This is a genomic window from Nocardia ninae NBRC 108245, assembly GCF_007990755.1.
Taxonomy (GTDB): Bacteria; Actinomycetota; Actinomycetes; order Mycobacteriales; family Mycobacteriaceae; genus Nocardia; species Nocardia ninae.
Map to the genome: position 1 here is coordinate 1 of NZ_BJXA01000052.1, position 19,127 is coordinate 19,127.

At 67.9% G+C, this 19,127-nt stretch carries 22 protein-coding genes and 1 pseudogene; 9 read left to right on the top strand and 14 right to left on the bottom strand.

Annotation, left to right across the window (positions count from 1 at the left end):
* Both NN4_RS29505 and yajC read right to left on the bottom strand, forming a co-directional pair.
* Positions 1-458, bottom strand: a pseudogene (locus tag NN4_RS29505) (protein translocase subunit SecD); the annotation flags it as partial.
* A 132-nt stretch (positions 459-590) separates the two neighbouring features.
* Positions 591-950: a preprotein translocase subunit YajC gene (gene yajC / locus NN4_RS29510; RefSeq protein ID WP_147138418.1), complete on the bottom strand. Its 360-nt coding sequence runs from the start codon at positions 948-950 to the stop codon at positions 591-593.
* 361 nt (positions 951-1,311) lie between these two features.
* Here yajC and NN4_RS29515 point away from each other — a divergent pair, with 361 nt between their 5' ends.
* Positions 1,312-2,655, top strand: coding sequence for a lipase family protein (locus NN4_RS29515; protein WP_147138420.1), 1,344 nt, complete (start codon positions 1,312-1,314; stop codon positions 2,653-2,655).
* Positions 2,656-2,712: 57 nt separating this feature from the next.
* On the opposite strand, the gene NN4_RS29520 is transcribed toward NN4_RS29515, so the two are convergent.
* Positions 2,713-4,203: a flavin-containing monooxygenase gene (locus tag NN4_RS29520; protein ID WP_147138421.1), complete on the bottom strand. Its 1,491-nt coding sequence runs from the start codon at positions 4,201-4,203 to the stop codon at positions 2,713-2,715.
* A 36-nt stretch (positions 4,204-4,239) separates the two neighbouring features.
* On the opposite strand from NN4_RS29520, the gene NN4_RS29525 reads away from it, so the two are divergent.
* Both NN4_RS29525 and NN4_RS46670 read left to right on the top strand, forming a co-directional pair.
* Positions 4,240-4,905, top strand: coding sequence for a TetR/AcrR family transcriptional regulator (locus NN4_RS29525; RefSeq protein ID WP_135232126.1), 666 nt, complete (start codon positions 4,240-4,242; stop codon positions 4,903-4,905).
* A 149-nt stretch (positions 4,906-5,054) separates the two neighbouring features.
* Positions 5,055-5,654: a DivIVA domain-containing protein gene (locus tag NN4_RS46670; protein WP_135232127.1), complete on the top strand. Its 600-nt coding sequence runs from the start codon at positions 5,055-5,057 to the stop codon at positions 5,652-5,654.
* Between the two features lie 16 nt (positions 5,655-5,670).
* On the opposite strand, the gene ruvB is transcribed toward NN4_RS46670, so the two are convergent.
* The 5 genes from ruvB to NN4_RS29555 all read right to left on the bottom strand — a co-directional run bounded on the left by ruvB (position 5,671) and on the right by NN4_RS29555 (position 9,645).
* The gene (gene ruvB, locus NN4_RS29535; RefSeq protein ID WP_147138423.1) at positions 5,671-6,750 is read right to left on the bottom strand and encodes a Holliday junction branch migration DNA helicase RuvB; all 1,080 of its coding nucleotides are present in this window, start codon (positions 6,748-6,750) and stop codon (positions 5,671-5,673) included.
* Positions 6,751-6,756: 6 nt separating this feature from the next.
* The gene (ruvA, locus tag NN4_RS29540) at positions 6,757-7,359 is read right to left on the bottom strand and encodes a Holliday junction branch migration protein RuvA (protein ID WP_107658035.1); all 603 of its coding nucleotides are present in this window, start codon (positions 7,357-7,359) and stop codon (positions 6,757-6,759) included.
* On the bottom strand, positions 7,356-7,925 hold the full coding sequence (ruvC, locus tag NN4_RS29545) for a crossover junction endodeoxyribonuclease RuvC (RefSeq protein ID WP_135237413.1): 570 nt from the start codon (positions 7,923-7,925) through the stop codon (positions 7,356-7,358). The genes ruvA and ruvC overlap by 4 nt, the downstream gene beginning before the upstream one ends.
* Positions 7,926-8,092: 167 nt before the next feature.
* Positions 8,093-8,521: an acyl-CoA thioesterase gene (locus NN4_RS29550; RefSeq protein ID WP_147138425.1), complete on the bottom strand. Its 429-nt coding sequence runs from the start codon at positions 8,519-8,521 to the stop codon at positions 8,093-8,095.
* A gap of 161 nt (positions 8,522-8,682) precedes the next feature.
* Positions 8,683-9,645, bottom strand: coding sequence for a GlxA family transcriptional regulator (locus NN4_RS29555; protein ID WP_147138427.1), 963 nt, complete (start codon positions 9,643-9,645; stop codon positions 8,683-8,685).
* 70 nt (positions 9,646-9,715) lie between these two features.
* Here NN4_RS29555 and NN4_RS29560 point away from each other — a divergent pair, with 70 nt between their 5' ends.
* The 4 genes from NN4_RS29560 (at position 9,716) to NN4_RS29575 (ending at position 11,912) form a co-directional block, all read left to right on the top strand.
* Complete coding sequence (locus NN4_RS29560) at positions 9,716-10,663, top strand: NADP-dependent oxidoreductase (RefSeq protein WP_147138429.1); 948 nt, start codon at positions 9,716-9,718, stop codon at positions 10,661-10,663.
* Between the two features lie 73 nt (positions 10,664-10,736).
* A complete protein-coding gene (locus NN4_RS29565) occupies positions 10,737-10,943 on the top strand; it encodes a DUF5988 family protein (RefSeq protein ID WP_040736649.1) in 207 nt (68 codons plus the stop codon).
* Between the two features lie 115 nt (positions 10,944-11,058).
* Positions 11,059-11,421 carry a metalloregulator ArsR/SmtB family transcription factor gene (locus NN4_RS29570; protein WP_147138432.1) on the top strand — a complete coding sequence of 121 codons (363 nt, stop codon included), beginning with the start codon at positions 11,059-11,061 and terminating at the stop codon, positions 11,419-11,421.
* Entirely contained in the window at positions 11,418-11,912 is a 495-nt protein-coding gene (locus NN4_RS29575) for an SRPBCC family protein (RefSeq protein ID WP_147138433.1), read from the top strand. Before NN4_RS29570 ends, NN4_RS29575 begins: the two co-directional genes overlap by 4 nt.
* Before the next feature lie 67 nt (positions 11,913-11,979).
* On the opposite strand, the gene NN4_RS29580 is transcribed toward NN4_RS29575, so the two are convergent.
* Together NN4_RS29580 and pdxT are read right to left on the bottom strand one after the other, a co-directional pair.
* The gene (locus NN4_RS29580) at positions 11,980-12,732 is read right to left on the bottom strand and encodes a YebC/PmpR family DNA-binding transcriptional regulator (protein WP_147138436.1); all 753 of its coding nucleotides are present in this window, start codon (positions 12,730-12,732) and stop codon (positions 11,980-11,982) included.
* Between the two features lie 116 nt (positions 12,733-12,848).
* Positions 12,849-13,493: a pyridoxal 5'-phosphate synthase glutaminase subunit PdxT gene (gene pdxT / locus NN4_RS29585; protein WP_281289425.1), complete on the bottom strand. Its 645-nt coding sequence runs from the start codon at positions 13,491-13,493 to the stop codon at positions 12,849-12,851.
* Between the two features lie 102 nt (positions 13,494-13,595).
* Between pdxT and NN4_RS29590 the strand changes: the two genes are divergently transcribed.
* The gene (locus tag NN4_RS29590; RefSeq protein ID WP_147138438.1) at positions 13,596-15,404 is read left to right on the top strand and encodes an APC family permease; all 1,809 of its coding nucleotides are present in this window, start codon (positions 13,596-13,598) and stop codon (positions 15,402-15,404) included.
* Positions 15,405-15,597: 193 nt separating this feature from the next.
* Here the strand turns inward: NN4_RS29590 and NN4_RS29595 are convergent, their stop codons facing one another.
* Positions 15,598-16,416 carry an acyl-CoA thioesterase gene (locus NN4_RS29595; protein ID WP_147138440.1) on the bottom strand — a complete coding sequence of 273 codons (819 nt, stop codon included), beginning with the start codon at positions 16,414-16,416 and terminating at the stop codon, positions 15,598-15,600.
* 9 nt (positions 16,417-16,425) lie between these two features.
* Complete coding sequence (locus NN4_RS45245) at positions 16,426-16,566, bottom strand: hypothetical protein (RefSeq protein ID WP_186818699.1); 141 nt, start codon at positions 16,564-16,566, stop codon at positions 16,426-16,428.
* 19 nt (positions 16,567-16,585) lie between these two features.
* On the opposite strand from NN4_RS45245, the gene NN4_RS29600 reads away from it, so the two are divergent.
* Positions 16,586-17,182 (top strand): nucleoside/nucleotide kinase family protein, encoded by a 597-nt coding sequence (locus NN4_RS29600; protein WP_246181154.1) that lies wholly within the window; start codon positions 16,586-16,588, stop codon positions 17,180-17,182.
* 191 nt (positions 17,183-17,373) lie between these two features.
* Here the strand turns inward: NN4_RS29600 and NN4_RS29605 are convergent, their stop codons facing one another.
* Both NN4_RS29605 and pdxS read right to left on the bottom strand, forming a co-directional pair.
* Complete coding sequence (locus NN4_RS29605) at positions 17,374-17,865, bottom strand: WKL family lipoprotein (protein ID WP_186818689.1); 492 nt, start codon at positions 17,863-17,865, stop codon at positions 17,374-17,376.
* Between the two features lie 229 nt (positions 17,866-18,094).
* Positions 18,095-18,997, bottom strand: coding sequence for a pyridoxal 5'-phosphate synthase lyase subunit PdxS (gene pdxS / locus NN4_RS29610; RefSeq protein ID WP_199856798.1), 903 nt, complete (start codon positions 18,995-18,997; stop codon positions 18,095-18,097).
* Between the last annotated feature and the right edge of the window lie 130 nt (positions 18,998-19,127).

Here is a 19,127-nt window from a genome sequence, read left to right on the forward strand (position 1 = left end):
CCCGCGGCAGGCGGTGGCGCCTCACCGGGGGCCGGTGCCGTGCCCGGTGCGGCGGGCGGCGTCTGACCACGCTGCGCCGCGGGCACCGCGTTGAGCACCGGACGGATGTACAGCTTGGCGGTGGTCGCCAGCGCGCGCGCCTGCGCCCCGTCGTCACCCGGCACCGTGATCACCAGGTTGTCGCCGTCGATGACGACCTCGGACCCGGCGACACCGAGACCGTTGACCCGGTTCTCGATGATCTCCTGCGCCTTCTTCAGGCTGTCCTGGTTCGGCTTGCCGCCGTCCGGGGTGCGAGCGGTCAGCGTGACCCGGGTACCACCCTGGAGGTCGATGCCGAGCCGTGGTGTCGAGGATTTGTCACCGGTGAAGAACACCAGCGCATAGATCACGGCCAGCAGCGCGGCGTAGACACCGAGCAGCCGGAGCGGATGCGCCGATCCCTGGGAAGGTGGCACAGTACGTCATCTCCTAGGCGGGAAGTCGAGAGTGGAACAGGCAAGCACACCCCAGCGTCGCCGGGTGCGGGCGGTAATGGCGTGCGCGACGGCCCGCCGGTCGGCGGGCCGTCGCAAGTACCGAACCGGCGATCAGTCCTTGGTCAGCCGGGTCTGGGTCTGCTCGGTGGATTCCTCGATCGCGTCGACCGCGGTCGCGCCGGTCGAGTCGGTGTCGATCGCGTCGGTGACGGTCTCGGTCTCGACGCGCACCTCGCGGATGGCCGCGCGCAGCCACGTCGTCACGACCTCCTCGGCGATCTCGAGATCGACCGTGGTGTCGTCGAGATCGACGACGGTGCCGTACAGCCCCGACGTGGTGATGACCTGGTCGCCGGCCTTGAGGCTGTCCTGCATCTCCGTGACCTTGGCGGCTTCCCGCTTCTGGCGGCGGACACCGAGGAACATCGGCACGAGCAGGGCTACCAGCAGCAGCGGAAACAGAAGTTCCATCGTCGAAGTCAGTCCCTAGTCTTGTGGGTGGGATGGGTATGTATCCAGACAGTCTGCCAGTTCATGTCTCCGCCGCCACACCGGCACACCTGCTGGGGAGCGCGGATGCGCGGATCGGCCATATCGCACCCGGAATTCGGCGCGGCCGCCGGAGTCCGAAGAGCCCGGTCGGTTTGCCCGTAAATTCTTCGCCCGGAAACGTATCCACCGCGAATTGCGTTGGAATACAGTAGAAATCGCAGGGAATTCATCAGCGCAGGACGTCCCGACGGCGTGGCCGGGGAGCCTGATCTACGCACGAACTCATCGATCGTCGAGCCGTGTCTCGGGACGTCCTGCGCGTTCACAAAAGGGGTAGATGATGGCTCAGGAAGCCAGAATCGACGTCAAAACGCTATTACAGAAGGCCGCAGGGGATCTGTCCGCGCCCGAACTGTACGACCTGGCACGGATCGCCGAATCGGGACCGTGGTTCGGCACCCCGACCCTCAGATCCACCGAGTCGCCGCGCCCGCCGGACTACGAGTGGCCGCTCGTGTCCGAGCATCCGTACCTGGGGAAATACGGTAAGGGCACCGCATCGGTCCATCTGGCGAACGGGCACGACCGGCTGGTCAACCCGATGATCTTCGCCGACGGTTTCAACTACGGCCCCAGCGATCTCGACGCGCTGTGGCAGTGGTTCAACGAGCCCTACTCCGACGCGGGTGAGCGACTGTTCGACCAGCTGCTCGCCTCGGGTATCGACATCGTGCTGCTCGGCTTCGACACCCGCCACGACTACCTCCAGGTCAACGCCGGTGTCGCGCGGGCGTGCATCGGGAAGGTGATCGCCGAGCGGCAGGGCAACACGCCGCTCATCACCGGCGGGGTGAGCATGGGTGGCCTGGTCACCCGCTACGCGCTCGCCGCCATGGAACGCGACGACGAGGATCATCAGACCGAGACCTATCTGTCCTGGGATTCGCCGCACAACGGGGCGTGGATCCCGCTGATCCTGCAGCAGATGGCGTACTTCTTCGAGTTCTTCGAGGCGCTCACGCCGGGGAAGGCGAGCAAGGCGAGCCTGATCCGCAGCCCGGCGGCCCAGCAGTTGCTGTGGGCGTGGGTCGAGGACGCGCGGTATTCGGGTCCGGTTGCCACCGCGTCGCCGCTGCGCGCCCAGTTCGTCCAGGAGCTGGCCGAGCTCGGCGGATTCCCGCAGCGGCCGGTGCGGCTCGGCGTGGCGAACGGCCGCGGCGACGGGCAAGGCCCGGCGTTGCAGCCCGGCGAGGTGGTGTTCGACAAGAAGTTCCTCGGCGGCATCGTCGGCAGCGCCACCGCGCGCTATCAGCCTGCCTTCGGCGAGCAGCAACCGGTCGGCGGCATGCATCTCGGCCTGACCGCCCGCACCTCGACGACCACCGCAGTCGCGCCGTTCGACGGTGCGCCCGGCGGCATGCTCGACTCGTTCGGCCAGGTCGCCACGACCCTCGGGATCGAGCTGGAGGAGATGAAACGCTGGAGTTGCTTCGTCCCGTCGGTCAGCGCGGTCGCGCTGGACTTCGACCCGATGACCTGGGAGGTCGAGCTCGACCAGGATCTGCGCAAGGTGACGGCCGAGCACACCATGCTGACCGAGTTCTGTTGCAACGCAATAAATACCGAGCACTCGGCGGTGACTCCGACGCTGGCGGAGTGGGTGCTTCGTAAGATCGCGAAATAGCGCGGTGAGCCCCGCCGGTGTGGGTCCGGCGGGGCTTGCGTTACCTCGTACCTCGACTCAGGCGGACTTGCCGTACACGTAGTCGTCGAGCGGGAAGCTGACCGCTTCGCGGTGCGCGGCGAGAGTGCTCGTCGGGCGCAGCAGCGCGGCCTCGCCGTGCGGGTTGAAGTAGTAGCTGCGCGCGGTCGAGCAGTCGCCGCCGTAGAAGACGGAGGTGCCGAGCTTGTCGGTGACCTTGTCCAGGAAGTCCGCGTTGGCCGCCTCGATCACCTCGAAGGTCTGCTCGCCGCGGCGGAACAGCTCGCCGAAGAGCCGCCCCATGTGCTTCATCTGCGCCTCGATGGTGGTGAAGTAGGACAGGCCGCTGTAGGAGTACGGGCTGTTGAGGCTGAGGAAGTTCGGGAACTTGGGCACGGTGATGCCCTCGTAGGCCTGGAAACGGTTGTCCCGCCAGAACTTTCCGAGGTTGACGCCGTCGCGGCCGATGATCTCGATGGCCGGGAAGTTCACGTCCCACAGGTTGAAACCGGTGGCCAGGATCAGCGTGTCGATCTCGGTCTTGTGGCCGTCGGCGGTGACGATGCCGTCGGGCTCGATGCGCTCGATCGAGTTGGTCTCCAGGCGCACGTGCGGCTGGTTGAACGTGCGGAAGTAGGTGTTGGAGAAGGTCGGGCGCTTGCAGCCGAAGTCGTAGTGCGGCGTGAGCTGCTTGCGAGTTTCCTTGTCCCGCACCGAGGCACGCAGGTGCGCCTTGGCGAGGACGCCCGCGGCCTTGTTCAACGGCTTGGCCTGCGTGTAGTGCAGGACGCCGACGACCATGAGCGCCTCGAGCAGGCTGGTGTTGAACAGCCGCGCGGCCTTCTGGGTGAGGGGCACCCGGTCGAACAGCTTCTGCACCGGCGCCGGGATGGCCGCGTCGATCTTCGGCACCACCCAGATCGGGGTGCGCTGGAAGACGGTGAGCGCCTGCGCCTTCTTGGCCACCTCGGGCACCAGCTGCACCGCGGTGGCGCCGGTCCCGATGATCGCCGCCTTGCGTCCGGTGAGGTCGAAATCGTCCTCCCACGCGGTGGTGTGGATGATCTTGCCCGCGAACGAGTCGATGCCGGGGAACGGCGGGGTGTAGGGCTGGGACAGGAAGCCCGTCGCGGTGAGCAGGTAACGGCCCGTGAGGGTTTCGCCGCCGGCGATCGAGACCACCCAGTGCTGGTGCTCTTCGTCCCAGCGAGCACCGTCGACCACCGTGCCGAAGCGCATGCGGCGGCGCAGACCGTACTTGTCGGCGACGTGTTTCGCGTACTTCTTCAGCTCCGCACCCGGCGCGAACAGCCGCGTCCAGTACGGGTTCGGCTCGAAGGAGTACGAGTAGGTCACCGAGGCGATGTCGACCGCGAGGCCGGGGTAATGGTTGACGTGCCAGGTGCCGCCGAGGTCGTCCTCGCGATCGAGGATGACGTAGTTGCTCAGGCCGAGCCGATCGAGCTCGATGCCCGCCCCCATGCCACCGAATCCCGCTCCGACCACGACCGCGTCGTACTGAGGCGCCACTCCGAACCTCCAAGTATGTGAACCGTTTATCACAGAATGACACATCATTCCGTTTGTGACGACTGTATCATCGGGGTCGTGACGAAGCCATTGACGCGTGCCGAGCGACGTAAAGCCGAGCTCCGGCAGGAGATCATCGACACCGCGTTCGTCTGCTTCGCGGAGAAGGGCTATCACGGCACCGGGATCGCCGATATCGCCGGTCATCTCGGCATCGGGCACGGCACCTTCTACCGGTACTTCAGCAACAAGCGCGACATCATCGACCACGTCATCGATGACCTGTCCGCCAAGATCATCGACACCCTCGGCACCGAGAACGCCCCCGATGCCGCCACCACGCTGGACGAGTACCGCGCGCAAACCGACCGGATCGGCCAGGCGCTCACCCACATCCTGATGGACGACCGCCGGGTCGCGCAGTTGCTGCTCGTGCACGCGCCCGGCATCGACGACGAGCTGACCGCGCGCCTCTACGGCCTGCTCGATATGGCCGACGCGCTCACCGCGGGATACCTGGAGCACGGCGTCGAACACGGTTATCTCCGAGCGGATCTGGACACGGTCAACACCGCGCGGGCGGTCACCGGCATGCTGCTGGCCGGCATCATGCACGGACTGCGCGATACCGACGAAAGCTCCATCCAAGGCCTCAACGAGGCCATCCGGCGACTGCTGATCGACGGTGTCCGCAAGGACTGAGCAAATCGATAAGCCCCCTGACGGCGTTCGCGGCGTTAAGGTGTGGGAACTGTTCCGACGCTGTCCGCCAGGGGGCGCTCGTGGTCGCAAGAGACCAGGGAGTACGAAAAATCCACATTCCCACGGACCGGCGTACCGGGCCTGACAGAATGTCGCCCGTGACCCCCGAGGATGTGAGCCGGATCAGTTTCGCGACACCACCATTCGGGCAGCGTGGTTACCACGCGGACGAAGTGGACGCCTTCCTCGACCTCGTCGCCGCGACCATGGCCGGGCGGGGCGCGCTCGCCGCCGACGATCTACGGCACGTCACCTTCGACGCACCGCGGCCCGGCGGGCGCGGATATCGCGCCGACCAAGTCGACGAGTACCTGGATCGGGTGCGCGTCGAGTTGGAGAACCGGCAGCGCGGGGTGCGGCCCGCACCGGCCGGAAACGGGCAGTCGATGCTCACCCCGGACGATGTGCAGCGGATGCGGTTCACCCCGTCACCGGTCGGGCGGCGCGGATACCACGACGAAGAGGTCGACGCGTTCCTCGATCTGGTCGCGGCGACCCTCGCGCACGGTGGGCCGGGCAGTCTGACCGTCGCGGATGTCCGCTCGGTGCGGTTCACCGAGGCGCGGCTGGGCACGCGCGGATACTCGCGTGAGGAAGTGGACGCGTTCCTCGATCTGGTGGTGACGGCGTTGCAGCATGCCGAGCACCAGCATCACCGGTGGACGTTGCACCGGGACGTCGGCGACTAAGGCTTGCCACGCAACGTTATTCGAACAGATCCAAGGTGGGTTGCGGGTCGCGACCGCGGACTTCGATCGAGCCGAAGACCAGGTCGGGTGGCGGTACCAGCCCGAGGTGTTCCCAGGCGGCGGCGGTAGCGACGCGGCCACGCGGGGTGCGGGCGACCATTCCGGCGCGCACGAGGAACGGCTCGCATACCTCCTCGACGGTGGCGGCCTCCTCCCCCACGGCCACCGCGAGGGTGGACACACCGACCGGGCCGCCGCCGAAACTGCGTACCAGCGCGGCGAGTACGGCACGGTCGAGGCGATCCAGACCGAGCACGTCGACGTCGTACACCTCGAGCGCCGCCCGCGCGATGGGCAGCGTGATCACACCGTCGGCGCGGACCTCCGCGTAGTCGCGGACGCGGCGCAGCAGACGGTTCGCGATGCGTGGCGTGCCACGGGACCGGCCGGCGATCTCCGCGGCGGCCTCGCGATCGATCTGCACGCCGAGGATCTGCGCCGAACGCAACAGGATGAGCAGCAGCTCGTCGGGGTCGTAGAAGTCCATGTGCCCGGTGAAACCGAAGCGGTCACGCAGCGGGCCGGTGAGCGCGCCGGACCGGGTGGTGGCCCCGACCAGGGTGAACGGGGCGATGTCGAGCGGGATCGAGGTCGCGCCCGGACCTTTGCCGACGACCACGTCGACGCGGAAGTCCTCCATCGCCAGGTAGAGCATCTCCTCGGCGGGGCGGGCGATCCGGTGGATCTCGTCGATGAACAGCACGTCGCCGTCGACCAGGTTGCTGAGCATGGCCGCGAGATCGCCGGCCCGTTCCAGCGCGGGACCGGAGGTGATGCGCAGCGCGGTGCCGAGCTCGCCGGCGATGATCATCGCCATGCTGGTCTTGCCCAGGCCGGGCGGGCCGGACAGCAGCACGTGATCCGGGGTGCCGCCGCGCTGTTTGGCGCCGCGCAGCACCAGCGCGAGCTGCTCGCGGACGCGCGGCTGGCCGATGAAGTCGTCGAGCGACTTCGGGCGCAGGCTGGCCTCGATCTCGCCGTCGGACTTCAAATAGCTCGGCGTGACCTGTGATTCGTCTGGTTCTTCGACATCCATGCGGTATTACCGATTCTTGCCGAGCAGGTTGAGGGCGGCTCGCAATCCTACCGAGGTGTCGGCGGCGGGCTGTTCGGCGAGCACCGCGTCGATGGCCTGCTCGGCCTGCTTGGCCGGGAAACCGAGGCCGGTGAGCGCCTCCACCACCTGCTCGCGCACCGGCGTGATGACCGGGGTCGGCGTGCCGGGCGGACCGGATTGCACCGGAACAAGATTCACCTTGTCGCGCAGCTCGACCACCATGCGCTCGGCGCCACGCTTGCCGATGCCCGGCACCCGGGTGAGTGCGGCGACATTGCTCTCGGCGAGCGCCTTGCGCAGCGCCTCGGGCTCGAGCACCGCGAGGACCGCCATCGCGAGGCGGGGGCCGACGCCGGACACCGTTTGCAGCAGACCGAACAGGTCGCGCGCCTCGGTGTCGGCGAAACCGTACAGCGTCATCGAGTCCTCGCGGACGATCATCGCGGTGTACAGCCGGGTCTCCTCGCCGCGGGTCAGCGTGGACAGCGTCGCGGGAGTCACGTTGAGCCGGTAACCGATGCCCGCCGCCTCGATCACCGTGTGGTCGAGGGCGATCTCCAGCACCTCACCGCGTACCGACGCGATCACCTCTGTACCGCCTTCCGTTGTTCGGCAAGCCGTTCGGCGTACTTGCGTTGCGCCTCGGCCGCTTGGGCTTCGGCCTTGGCCATCCGCTCGATCAGCGGCGCCCGCCAACAATGGCAGATGGCCAGCGCGAGCGCATCCGCCGCGTCGGCCGGTTTCGGCGCGACCTGCAAACCGAGGATCCGGGTGACCATAGCGGTGACCTGGGCCTTGTCCGCGGTGCCGTTGCCGGTGACCGAGGCCTTCACCTCGCTGGGCGTGTGGAACGCGACCGGGATGCCGCGGCGCGCGGCCGCGAGCGCGATCACGCCGCCGGCCTGCGCGGTGCCCATCGCGGTCCGCACATTGTGCTGGGCGAAGACGCGTTCGATGGCGACGGCCGCGGGTTTATGGGTGTCCATCCAGAGTTCGGCGGCGTCGGAGACCTGGAGTAGTCGCTGGGCGAGGTCCATGTCGGGCGGGGTGCGGACCACGTCGACGGCGATCGCGGTCACCTTACGACCGATGCCGCCCTCGACCATGCTGAGGCCACACCGGGTGAGCCCGGGGTCGACGCCCATCACCCGCACGAAAACCCCTCTCGCAGACACGAACAACTGTTCGAGAGTCTAGCGGAGGCAGGGTCTTTCGCGGTCCAGCGACACGGGGTGCAGCGGTGATCGCGAGGGCGGGCGCGCACACCGCGACCGGGCCGGGCGCGCGCACCGCGGTCAGGATCCGCGACGCAGCCGCCTGCTCAGGACGCTTCCGGGAAACCGAGCAGTTCCGGCTTCGTCGCGCGCGCCGCCCATTCGCGCGCCGGATCGTTGACGAGCCGGCGCGCTCGAAGGTCCAGCAGGCCACTGACATTGGTCACCGTGGCGGCCACCTCACCGTCCGCGCGGGTCAGGATCTGTTCGACACGGTAGGTCTTACCGGTCCCCCACAACCACACGCACGACACATCCACCGTGTCGCCGCCGCGCAACTCGCGATGGAACTTGATCGTGGTCTCGAGATTCACCGGCCCGAATCCGTCCGCGATCAACTCGTCGACCGAGATCCCCGCCGCCTGAACGCAGGCGAAACGCGAGTGGTCGGCGAACTGGTGATAGGCGGCGCCGGTGACATGGAGCTGCGGATCGAGATCGGAAACCCTGACTTCGATGCGAGTACTGAACGACACGACGCCGACTATGCCAGCGCCCACCGACAACTTTCCGCCGTGCGATAACGAGCCACGGATACGGCTCGCCCGTCGGCCCCGTCGCTTCATGGGCAACGGGACATGACGGCGGCGCTACTCGCACTTTGCCGCCACCATGTCCCGGCGGTCATGGCTTGACGTCAGGCCGGGGCCAGGGTTCGGGCGAAGGTGCGGCGGTAGGCCTGCGGGGATACGCCGATCGCCTCGTGCAGATGCTGGCGCAGCGAGGTGCCGGTGGCGAAGCCGACTTCACCGGCGATGCGGTCGACCGTCATGTCGGTCGATTCGAGCAGGTGGCGGGCGCGGAACAGGCGCTGCTGAATCAGCCAGCGGCCAGGACTCATGCCGACCTCCTCGCTGAAACGGCGCGCGAAGGTGCGCTTGCTCATCTGGGCGCGCAGGGCGAATTCGTCCACGGTGAGCGGCAAATGGAGATTTTCCAACGCCCACTGGCGCGCGGCGGCGGTGCCCGCGGACATGGCAGGCGGGACGGGCTGCTCGATGTACTGCGCTTGCCCGCCGTCACGCCACGGCGGCACGACGCAACGCCGAGCCACCGAGTTGGCGACCGCACTGCCGTGGTCACGGCGCACGAGATGCAGGCACACGTCGATGCCCGCCGCCGCGCCCGCGGAGGTGAGCACGTCATCGTCGTCGACGTAGAGCACATCGGGATCGAGCCGGACTCGCGGGAAGGTGCGCCGGAAGAGATCGGCCTGGCGCCAATGCGTGGTGGCCGGCCGGCCGTCGAGCAGACCGGCCGCCGCCGCGACGAACGAGCCTGCGCAGATCGCCACCAGCCGGGCTCCGGGCCGGATTCGGGCGAGCGCGTCCCGGACCGGCTGCGGCAGGGTGCCGTCGAGGGTCATCCGGATGTCGCAGGCGGGCAGCACCACGGTGTCGGCGGTGTCGAGAATGCTGCTGTCGTGCGCGACGGCGATCGAGTAATCCGCGCTGGTGCGCACCGGTGCACCGTCGACGGTGCAGGTGCGGACCTCGTATCGGCCGCCGGCACTGCCGAATACCCGGTTCGGGATGCCGAGTTCGAACGGATAGACCCCGTCCAACGCCAGCACCGCCACGCGATGGACGGAAGATGTCATGGCACGATCATATCGAAGAATGGCAATCGTGCCATTTCCTGACTCGTTCCAGCGCACCAGACTCGATGGCATGACCGAAACCATGCGCGCGATCAGCCAGTACACCCTCGGTGGCCCCGAGGTCCTCACCGAAGTACAACTCCCCCGGCCGGTGCCCGGCCCCGGCGAGATCCTGGTCCGGGTGCGTGCGGCCGGGCTCAACCCCACCGACTGGAAGCACCGCGCCGTCGCGAACCTCTTCCTGCCCGAGCCGCCGTTCATCCTCGGCTGGGACGTGTCCGGCGAGGTCGCCGAGACCGGCATCGGCGTGACGCTGTTCGAGCCGGGTGCCGAGGTCTTCGGCATGCTGCCCTACCCGAACGGCCACGGCGCGCTGGCCGAGTACGTCGTCGGCCCCGCCCGCGCCTTCGCCCGCAAGCCCGCGAACCTGGATCACGTACAGGCCGCGGCGATCCCGCTGGCCGGGCTCACCGCCTGGCAGGCCCTGGTCGACAACGCCGCACTCGAAGCCGGACAGCGCGTACTGATCCACGCGGCCGCGGGTGGCGTCGGACACTTCGCCGTGCAGATCGCCAAGGCCCGCGGCGCGTACGTCATCGGCACGGCCAGTACACCCAATCACGAGTTCCTGCGCAGCCTGGGCGCGGACGAAGTGCTCGACTACCGGACAACGGATGTCGCCGAGGCGGTCCGCGACGTGGACGTGGTGCTGGATTCGATCGATGACGACAACAGCCTGCGCTCCCTGCACACGCTGCGTGAGGGCGGGCTGCTGGTCACCTTGCGCGCCGCCGGTGCGGTCGATCTCGCGGCGGCGGCACGCGAGGTGGGGGTGCGCGCGATCCGCATGCTGGTGGAGCACGATCACGCGGGCATGCGCGCGCTGGCCGACCTCGTCGAATCCGGTGCGTTGCGGCCGACGATCGCGGGCACCTTCCCGTTGACGGAGGCCGCGAAGGCGCATGCATTGGGCGACACCGGTCGTACCGTCGGCAAACTAGTTGTCACGCTGCCCTGAGACCGAAGATTTTTCCGCGCGGCGCTTCGGTGAATCTACGAAATCGGGACCGTCACGCTTCTACCATCCGATGATGAGCACTGTTGTGAAGGCTGTCCTCGAGGGCGGGCCGAAAGACATGCCCGCGCGAATCGTTCCGATCACCCCGCCGGGGATCGAATTGAAAGTCCCGTTCAAGGGTGGCTACGAACACTTCAAGGTGACCCGCAAGGAGCAGGACACCCCGGAGGGCCGGTTGCCCGTCTACGAGTGGTCCAGCCGGACCGAACTCGCGGAGTGACGCGCGAATAATCGTCCAGCGCGGCCGGTCGATCATCGACCGGCCGCCTTCCGATGCGGTAGCCGGGAGCAGCCGACTATGGACAAAAGCGTAACCGAGTGGTTACGCTTTCCGGGTGGACGAAGTGGCAAGTGCGATCGCCGATCCGGTGCGCCGGGAGATCCTGACGATGTTGCGCGGGACCCGGCTCACCGCGGGTGAGATCGCGGCAGAGTTCGACATCAGCAGGCCTGCGGTGAGCAGGCACCTGCGAGTGCTGCGCGAAAGCGGCTTGGTGCACGACGAACTCATCGGCAGGCAGCGCTACTACGTGCTCGACCCGGCACCACTCACCGAGATCGCCGACTGGATCGCGCGCTTCGACACCGCGGCCGCCTGGGAACAGCGGCTCGACGCATTGGAAACCGAGGTCTACCGGACGCGCCGCGAACACCGCAGCGCACCGGCCGACCAGCACCCGAAGGAGAACACGGGATGACCACCCGACCCACCGGACGCCTCGACCGCACCGACGGCAAGCGCGACCTGATCCTCACCAGAACCTACCGAGCACCGATCGAGGACGTGTGGGCCAGCGTCACCGAATCCGACCGCACCGCCCGCTGGATGGGCGCCTGGCAGGGTGAGGGCGGAACTGGCCGAAACATCAAGCTGCAGATGGCATATGAAGAAGGCGCGCCCTGGTGCGACGCACACATCGACGCCTGCGAACCGCCCACGCGGCTCGCGATCTCCACCACCGACGACTACGGCACCTGGCGCTTACAGGCGGTCCTCACCGAGTCCGGCGGCGTCACGGAACTGGTCTTCACCCACCATCTGGATCCCGACGCTAACGTCAGCGAGGTCGGCCCCGGCTGGGAGTACTACCTGGACGCACTCGGGGCGGCCCGCACGGATGCGGACCGCCCCGATTTCGAGGACTACTACCCCTCGATGAAGCAGTACTACGAAGCCCTGGAGGACTAGTCCAGCGCTGCCGGACGGCGCCCGTCCGTAGACCCGCGCACGGCCGGAGCGCATGCGCGGGTACGCACTAGTCGTCCAGTTGCGCGAGGATCTCGTCGGAGATATCGACGTTGGTGTAGACGTTCTGTACGTCGTCGCTGTCCTCGAGCGCGTCGACCAACTTGATCACCTTGCGGGCGCCGTCGGCGTCGACCTCGACCGAGACCGACGGCTGGAAGCCGGATTCGGCGGAGTCGTAGTCGATTCCGGCGGCCTGCAAGGCCTTGCGCACGGGGATCAGGTCGCTGGGATCGCTGATGATCTCGAAGGAATCACCGAGGTCGTTGACCTCCTCGGCACCCGCGTCGAGCACGGCCATCAAGACGTCGTCCTCGGACAGGCCGTTCTTCTCCAGCGTCACGACGCCCTTGCGGTGGAACAGGTAGGACACCGAACCCGGGTCGGCCATGTTGCCGCCGTTGCGGGTCATCGCGACCCGGACCTCGCCCGCGGCGCGGTTGCGGTTGTCGGTGAGGCACTCGATCAACACCGCGACACCATTGGGACCGTAGCCCTCGTACATGATGGTCTGCCAGTCGGCGCCGCCGGCTTCTTCACCGCCGCCGCGCTTGCGGGCACGTTCGATGTTGTCGTTGGGCACCGACGACTTCTTCGCCTTCTGAATGGCGTCGTAGAGCGTCGGGTTGCCTGCGGGGTCACTGCCACCCGTGCGGGCCGCCACCTCGATGTTCTTGATCAACTTGGCGAAGAGCTTGCCGCGCTTCGCGTCGATCCCCGCCTTCTTGTGCTTGGTGGTGGCCCATTTGGAGTGGCCGCTCATTCCCTACTTCCTTCAGGTCGATGGCACGTTTGGTGAGTTGTACCGTACCGGCACGGCCGGAGGGACAACTTCTCCAGCCTACTCGGCCGGTCATCGCGGCCTGAACGGCGCGTGAACTACGCGTCCCGAACCAGGTCCACGAACATCCGGTGCACCCGCAGATCGCCGGTGACCTCCGGGTGGAACGACGTCGCCACCACGTTCCCTTGCCGCACTGCCACAATGCGACCGGCGAACGGCCCGTCCGGCACCGTCGCGAGCACCTCCACGCCCGCGCCGGCCCGCTCCACCCACGGCGCCCGGATGAACACCGCGCGCATCGGGCCGTCGTCGAGTCCGGCGAAGTCCAGGTCCACCTCGAACGAGTCGACCTGGCGGCCGAAGGCGTTGCGGCGCACCGTCATATCGATGCCGGACAGGTGATTGGCGTCGGGCCTGGTATCGAGTACCTCGTCGGCGAGCAGGATCATGCCCGCGCAGGAACCGAAGGCGGGCATGCCATCTCGCAGTCGCGCGCGCAGCGGCTCCAGCAGCTCGAAGACCTCCAGCAGCTTGCTGATGGCGGTCGATTCACCGCCGGGCAGCACCAGCGCGTCCACCGCGGCCAGTTCGGGCGCACGCCGCACCAGCACCGGTTCGGCGCCGCAGTGCGCGAGGGCCGCGATGTGCTCGCGCACGTCACCCTGCAGCGCGAGCACGCCGATGGTGGGGCGAGCCTGCAGGTCGGTGGCGGCGGGCGCGGCGACCGGGGAAGCGTTCACGTCGGAAAGTTTACGAGCCGTCGCGGTGTGGGCCTGCTCACGGTCGCCGTCAGGGTTCCGTCAACGCGACGGCCCGCAGGCCGGGATGGGGTCGACACTCGCATGGTGATAGCTGTGTTGCCGCGCAAGGTGCCCGCGCCGCGTGGAGAAGGGGAGGCGGCCCCGGCCCGCCGTGGCCTCACCGTGCCGACCGGGCTGGCCGGACTCTCGCTCGACGCCATGGCGTCGGTGTCCTACGGGCCTGAGGCCATCGTGCTGGTGCTGGCGGCCGCGGGCGGCGCCGGGCTCGGCCTGACGCTGCCGGTGACGGTCGCGATCGCCGCGTTGCTCGCCGTGCTCGTCGCCTCGTATCGGCAGGTCATCGCCGCGTTCCCGGACGGTGGTGGGGCATATGCGGTGGCGAAGACGCACCTCGGGCATCGCACGAGTTTGACCGCTGCGGCCTCGCTGATCATCGACTATGTGCTGAACGTCGCGGTGTCGATCGCCGCCGGTGTCGCCGCGCTGACCTCTGCGTTTCCCGTGTTGCTTCCGTACACGGTGTGGTTGTGTGTGGCCATTCTCGTCGGCATCACGGCGTTGAATCTGCTGGGCATCACCGAGAGCGCACGGGCGTTCATGGTGCCGACCATCGTTTTCGTGGTCGGCATCGGCACGGTGATCGTCGCGGGGCTGGTGCGGTCCGAGCCCGCCAGCGTCAGCACCGGCGTCGCCACCGTGCTGGACGCGCATACCGTCGGAGTGCTGTTGCTGCTCAAGGCCTTCTCCAGCGGGTGCGCCGCGCTGACCGGCGTGGAGGCGATCGCGAACGCGGTGCCGAGCTTCCAGGCGCCGAAAGTGCTGCGCGCACAACGCGCGGAGGTCGCGCTCGGCGCGCTGCTCGGTGTCATGCTGATCGGGCTCGCGATGCTGATCGAGAAGTTCGAGGTGCATCCGATCGACGGCACCACGGTGCTCTCGCAACTGACCGAGGCCGCGCTCGGACACGGAATCGGTTACTACGTGGTGCAGTTCGCGACCGTGGTGTTGCTGGCGCTGGCCGCCAACACCTCCTACGGCGGGCTGCCGACGCTCACCAAGATCCTCGCCGACGACAACTGCCTGCCGCACCGGTTCGCGGTGCGCTCACCGCGCGAGGTGTACCGGTACGGCGTACTGACCCTGGCCATCACGGCGGGCGTGCTGCTGGTCGGCGCCGACGGCAATATGAACGCGCTGGTCCCGCTGTTCGCCATCGGGGTGTTCGTCGGGTTCACCATCGCGCAGGTCGGCATGGTGCGGCATTGGCTGCTGGCCAGGACGGCGGGCTGGCGGTGGCGGCTGGCGCTCAACGGGTTCGGCGCGCTGCTGACCTTCGTCGCCGCGATCGTCACCACCGCAATGAAATTCACCGCGGGGGCCTGGTTGATCGTGCTGGTGCTGCCCGCGCTGGTGGTCGGCATGGAACGAATTCGCGGCGCGTACAGCAAGATCGGCGCCTATCGCCGGTCCGACGAGGTGCCGCCGCCACCGCGCCCGCGCGACGCCGTCATCGTGGTGCCGGTGTCCGAAGTCTCCGACCTGAGCTGCGAGGCGCTGTCCGCGGCGCTGTCGATCGGCAAAGACGTTGTCGCGGTGCATGTCTGCCTGCCCGGCGAGTCGGTGAAGGCGTTCACCAAGGCGTGGGAGGCGTGGCATCCGGAGGTGCGGCTGGTGCTGCTCGAAGACAGCGACGCGACGGTCGGCGGCCCGGTCGCGCGTTATGTGCGGGAGAACTTCGAGGGTCGCCGCAAGGTGGTCGTCATCGCCGAGGTCGACCCGCCGGTCGGCTGGAACCGCGTGCTACCCAGCCACCGCAGCGACGAGCTCGAACGCGTGCTGCGCCGCATGTCCGACACAGTGGTCTGCCACCTGCGCGTACAGGTGGGCTGAAGCCTGAGCGAATTCAGGCGGCCGCGGTGGTGTGCGTCGGCCACACGCACACCACTGCGGTCGACATTCGTTCCCTCGCGCCGCGTGCGGATCGCCCTTCCGCGGGCCGACCGCCGACGCTCCGGCGCGCCGGGCAGCCAGGCACGATGCGCGGATGTGCGCGGCGACCGGCACCGCTGCGGCGCGGTGACGCTCAGTCGCGCAGGTTGCGGATCAGTCCTTCCTGGACGACGGCGGCCACCATCTCACCCGCACGGTTGAAGATCTTTCCGCCGGTGAGCGCGCGGCCGAAGCCTGCGGACGGCGACGCCTGGTCGTAGAGCAGCCAGTCGTCGGCGCGGAACGGACGCAGGAACCACATGGCGTGGTCGAGCGAGGCGTTCTGGGTCTGCTCGTCGGGATGGGTCACCTTCGACGAGCCGAGCAGCGTCATGTCGCTCATGTAGGCCAGCGTGCAGACGTGGAACAGCGGGTCGTCGGGCAGCGGATGCCGGTAGCGGAACCACACCTGCTGCTGCGAGACGACGCCGTCGCGGCGGGCGATCTGGTCCTGCGGCACCGTCCGGATGTCCCAGTGCTCCCACTCGCGCATCGCCCACAGACGTTCCGGGCTCATCGTGGTGCTCGCGTCCGGGAGGTCGTCCGGGGCCTGCACCTCGGGCATCACATCCTGATGCTCCGGCCCCTCGTCGCCGATGTGGAACGAGGCCGACATGGTGAAGATCGCCTGCCCGTCCTGCACACCGGTGACGCGGCGGGTGCAGAACGAGCGCCCGTCCCTGATCCGCTCGACGAGATACACCGTCGGCTGGTCCGGGTTGCCCGGCCGCAGAAAGTAGCCGTGCAGCGAATGCACCTGATACCGCGGTTCCACCGTGCGCACCGCTGATACCAGCGCCTGGCCGGCAACCTGTCCGCCGAACGTGCGCGGTAGCTGAGTCTTCGTGGACGCCCCACGGAAGATGTCACGCTCGAGGCGCTCTATCTCCAGCGCCTCTTCGATTGTCGCCATGGGCTGAGATTAACTCGCCGCGCTGACCGGCTCGTCCTCGGCCGTCCGGGATTCCGCTCCCACCAGCCGGACGCCCTTACCTCTTCCGGCCGCGACGAAGCACCGCGAGCGCCTGCGTTCGCGCATGCCGCCGACGAGGGCCGTGCTCACCGTTTGCTCTGATAGACCGGTGCCACAGTTCGTCCCGATCACCCAGGACGCCCTCGTCGAGCGTCTCGTCGAACACGTCCGCACCCTGCCCGGCTATCGGGTGCTCGCGATCGACGGTGCCGACGCCGCCCACCCCGCCGACCTCGCCCACCGGACCGCCGCCGCCCTGCACGACACCGGCAGACCCGCAGAAGTGGTGTCGCTGCACGACTACGTCCGCCCTGCCTCCCTCCGCATGGAGTACGGCGTGGACGAAATCTCCTACCGGACAGCCTGGTTCGACTACGAAGCCCTCCGCCGCGAAGTCATCGACGCCCTGCACACCGACGGCCGCTGGCTGCCCGCTCTCTGGAACGAGACCACCGACCGCTCGGCCCGCGCCCCCATCCGCCCAGCTCTCCCCGACACCGTCCTCGTCATCGCGGGGCCGATGCTGCTCAACCAGTCCCTCCCCTTCGACGTGACCGTCCACCTGGCCATGTCGGAACCGGCGCTACGACGCAGCACCCCACCCGAAGACCACTGGACCATCCCCGCCCTCCTCGAAACCCCCACCGCCCCAACCTTCTTCATCCGCTGGGACCACCCTGCCCGCCCAGCGCTCCGCCTCCCCTGACCCCTCGGCTCCTTGCTTTCTGTTCCGCAGTTCCCAGCTATCCAAGTGCGTATCGATAGTTAGATGCGCATATCCATGTATCGAGATGGCAGCGCTACCCACCAAACGCGAATGGCACACGGTTGCAGCGCTTCTCAGCGTCTGCCGCAACCATGTGCCACTCGACGGGCGTCAGTCGCCCCTGCGGTCGATCAGGAGCAGGCCGGGGACTGGAGGTTCAGAGCGGTCAGCGCGTTGCAGGCCCAACCTTTCTGCACCTTCCACTTGCCGTTGTCGAGGACGAAGGGCACGTCGATGGGGTTCTCGGCACCGTTGATGGTCAGTTTGCCCTGGGCGCTGACGGAATCGCCGAAAGCGGTCACTCCGGTGATCTCCGACTTGGCGTTCGCATCCTTGTACGCCGCAGCAAGGCGGTTGGGCAGGTCCGGGTCGGCCTCGATGCCCTGCACGAGGTCCAGCTTCTCCGCGCTGGGTACCGCCGGATCGAGCGCCTTCTGCAGCAGTTCGTTCAGCTCCGCAACAGTGGGCGGCGGGGGCTGGTTCGCGCTGGCGGCGGCGCTGGTCGTGGTGCGGGACGGCTGCGGCGGATCCTTCTTGTCATCGCTGCCGCAGGCCGTCAGGCCCAGTGCGGCCACGATGGCCAAACCGGCAATCGCCATGCGTCCGGTCTTACGAAGGTTCATCTGCTCGTCCTTAAGTTGGGCTGGTACATCGACGGTGATGCGGCACGAACTACCGACGCGGCGGTCGACGGGCATCGAAACGTGAAGTTACCCAGGACAATTGTGAGAACAGTAAGACGACGGTATGGCGCGGAGAAGAGTCGCGTCGCCGCGATGCCCCTGACGCACACGAGCAGGGACTCCGAAGAGTCCCTGCTCGTGAAAGTTCACCAAACCCTGAGGCGTGGAATCACCAACCGCGCTCGGCGAGCCGGTGATCCACCGGCAGCTCCTCGACGTTGATGCCGACCATGGCCTCGCCGAGTCCACGCGAAACCTTCGCGAGCACATCGGGGTCGTCGTGGAAGGTGGTCGCCTTGACGATGGCGGCGGCCCGCTCGGCGGGGTTGCCGGACTTGAAGATGCCGGAGCCGACGAACACGCCTTCGGCGCCGAGCTGCATCATCATCGCGGCGTCGGCGGGGGTGGCGATGCCGCCCGCGGTGAACAGCACGACGGGCAGCTTGCCGGTCTCGGCGACCTCGCGGACCAGCTCGTAGGGCGCCTGCAGCTCCTTGGCGGCGACGAACAGCTCGTCGGCGGGCAGCGAGGACAGCCTGCGGATCTCCTGGCGGATCTTGCGCATGTGCGTGGTGGCGTTGGAGACGTCACCGGTGCCCGCCTCGCCCTTCGAGCGAATCATGGCCGCACCCTCGGTGATTCGGCGCAGCGCCTCACCCAGGTTGGTGGCGCCGCACACGAACGGCACGGTGAAGTTCCACTTCTCGATGTGGTTGGTGTAGTCGGCGGGGGTCAGCACCTCGGACTCGTCGATGTAGTCGACGCCGAGGCTCTGCAGGATCTGCGCCTCCACGAAGTGGCCGATGCGGGCCTTCGCCATGACCGGGATGGAGACGGCGGCGATGATGCCGTCGATCATGTCGGGGTCGCTCATCCGGGACACGCCACCCTGCGCACGGATGTCGGCGGGCACCCGCTCCAGCGCCATCACCGCGACCGCACCGGCGTCTTCGGCGATCTTGGCCTGGTCGGGGGTGACGACGTCCATGATCACCCCGCCCTTGAGCATCTCGGCCATGCCGCGCTTCACGCGGGCGGTGCCGATGGTCTGGGTGGTCTCGGGCGTAGTCACGGCAAACTCCTGGGTCATCTGCGCCAATCGGTCGCAAGGGATGGAATCGACCCAATTCTAGGCGGGCCACCCAGGCCACTTGATAGCCAGTCGGAGATGACTGGCCTTGTCACCTACCAGGGGCTCTGTC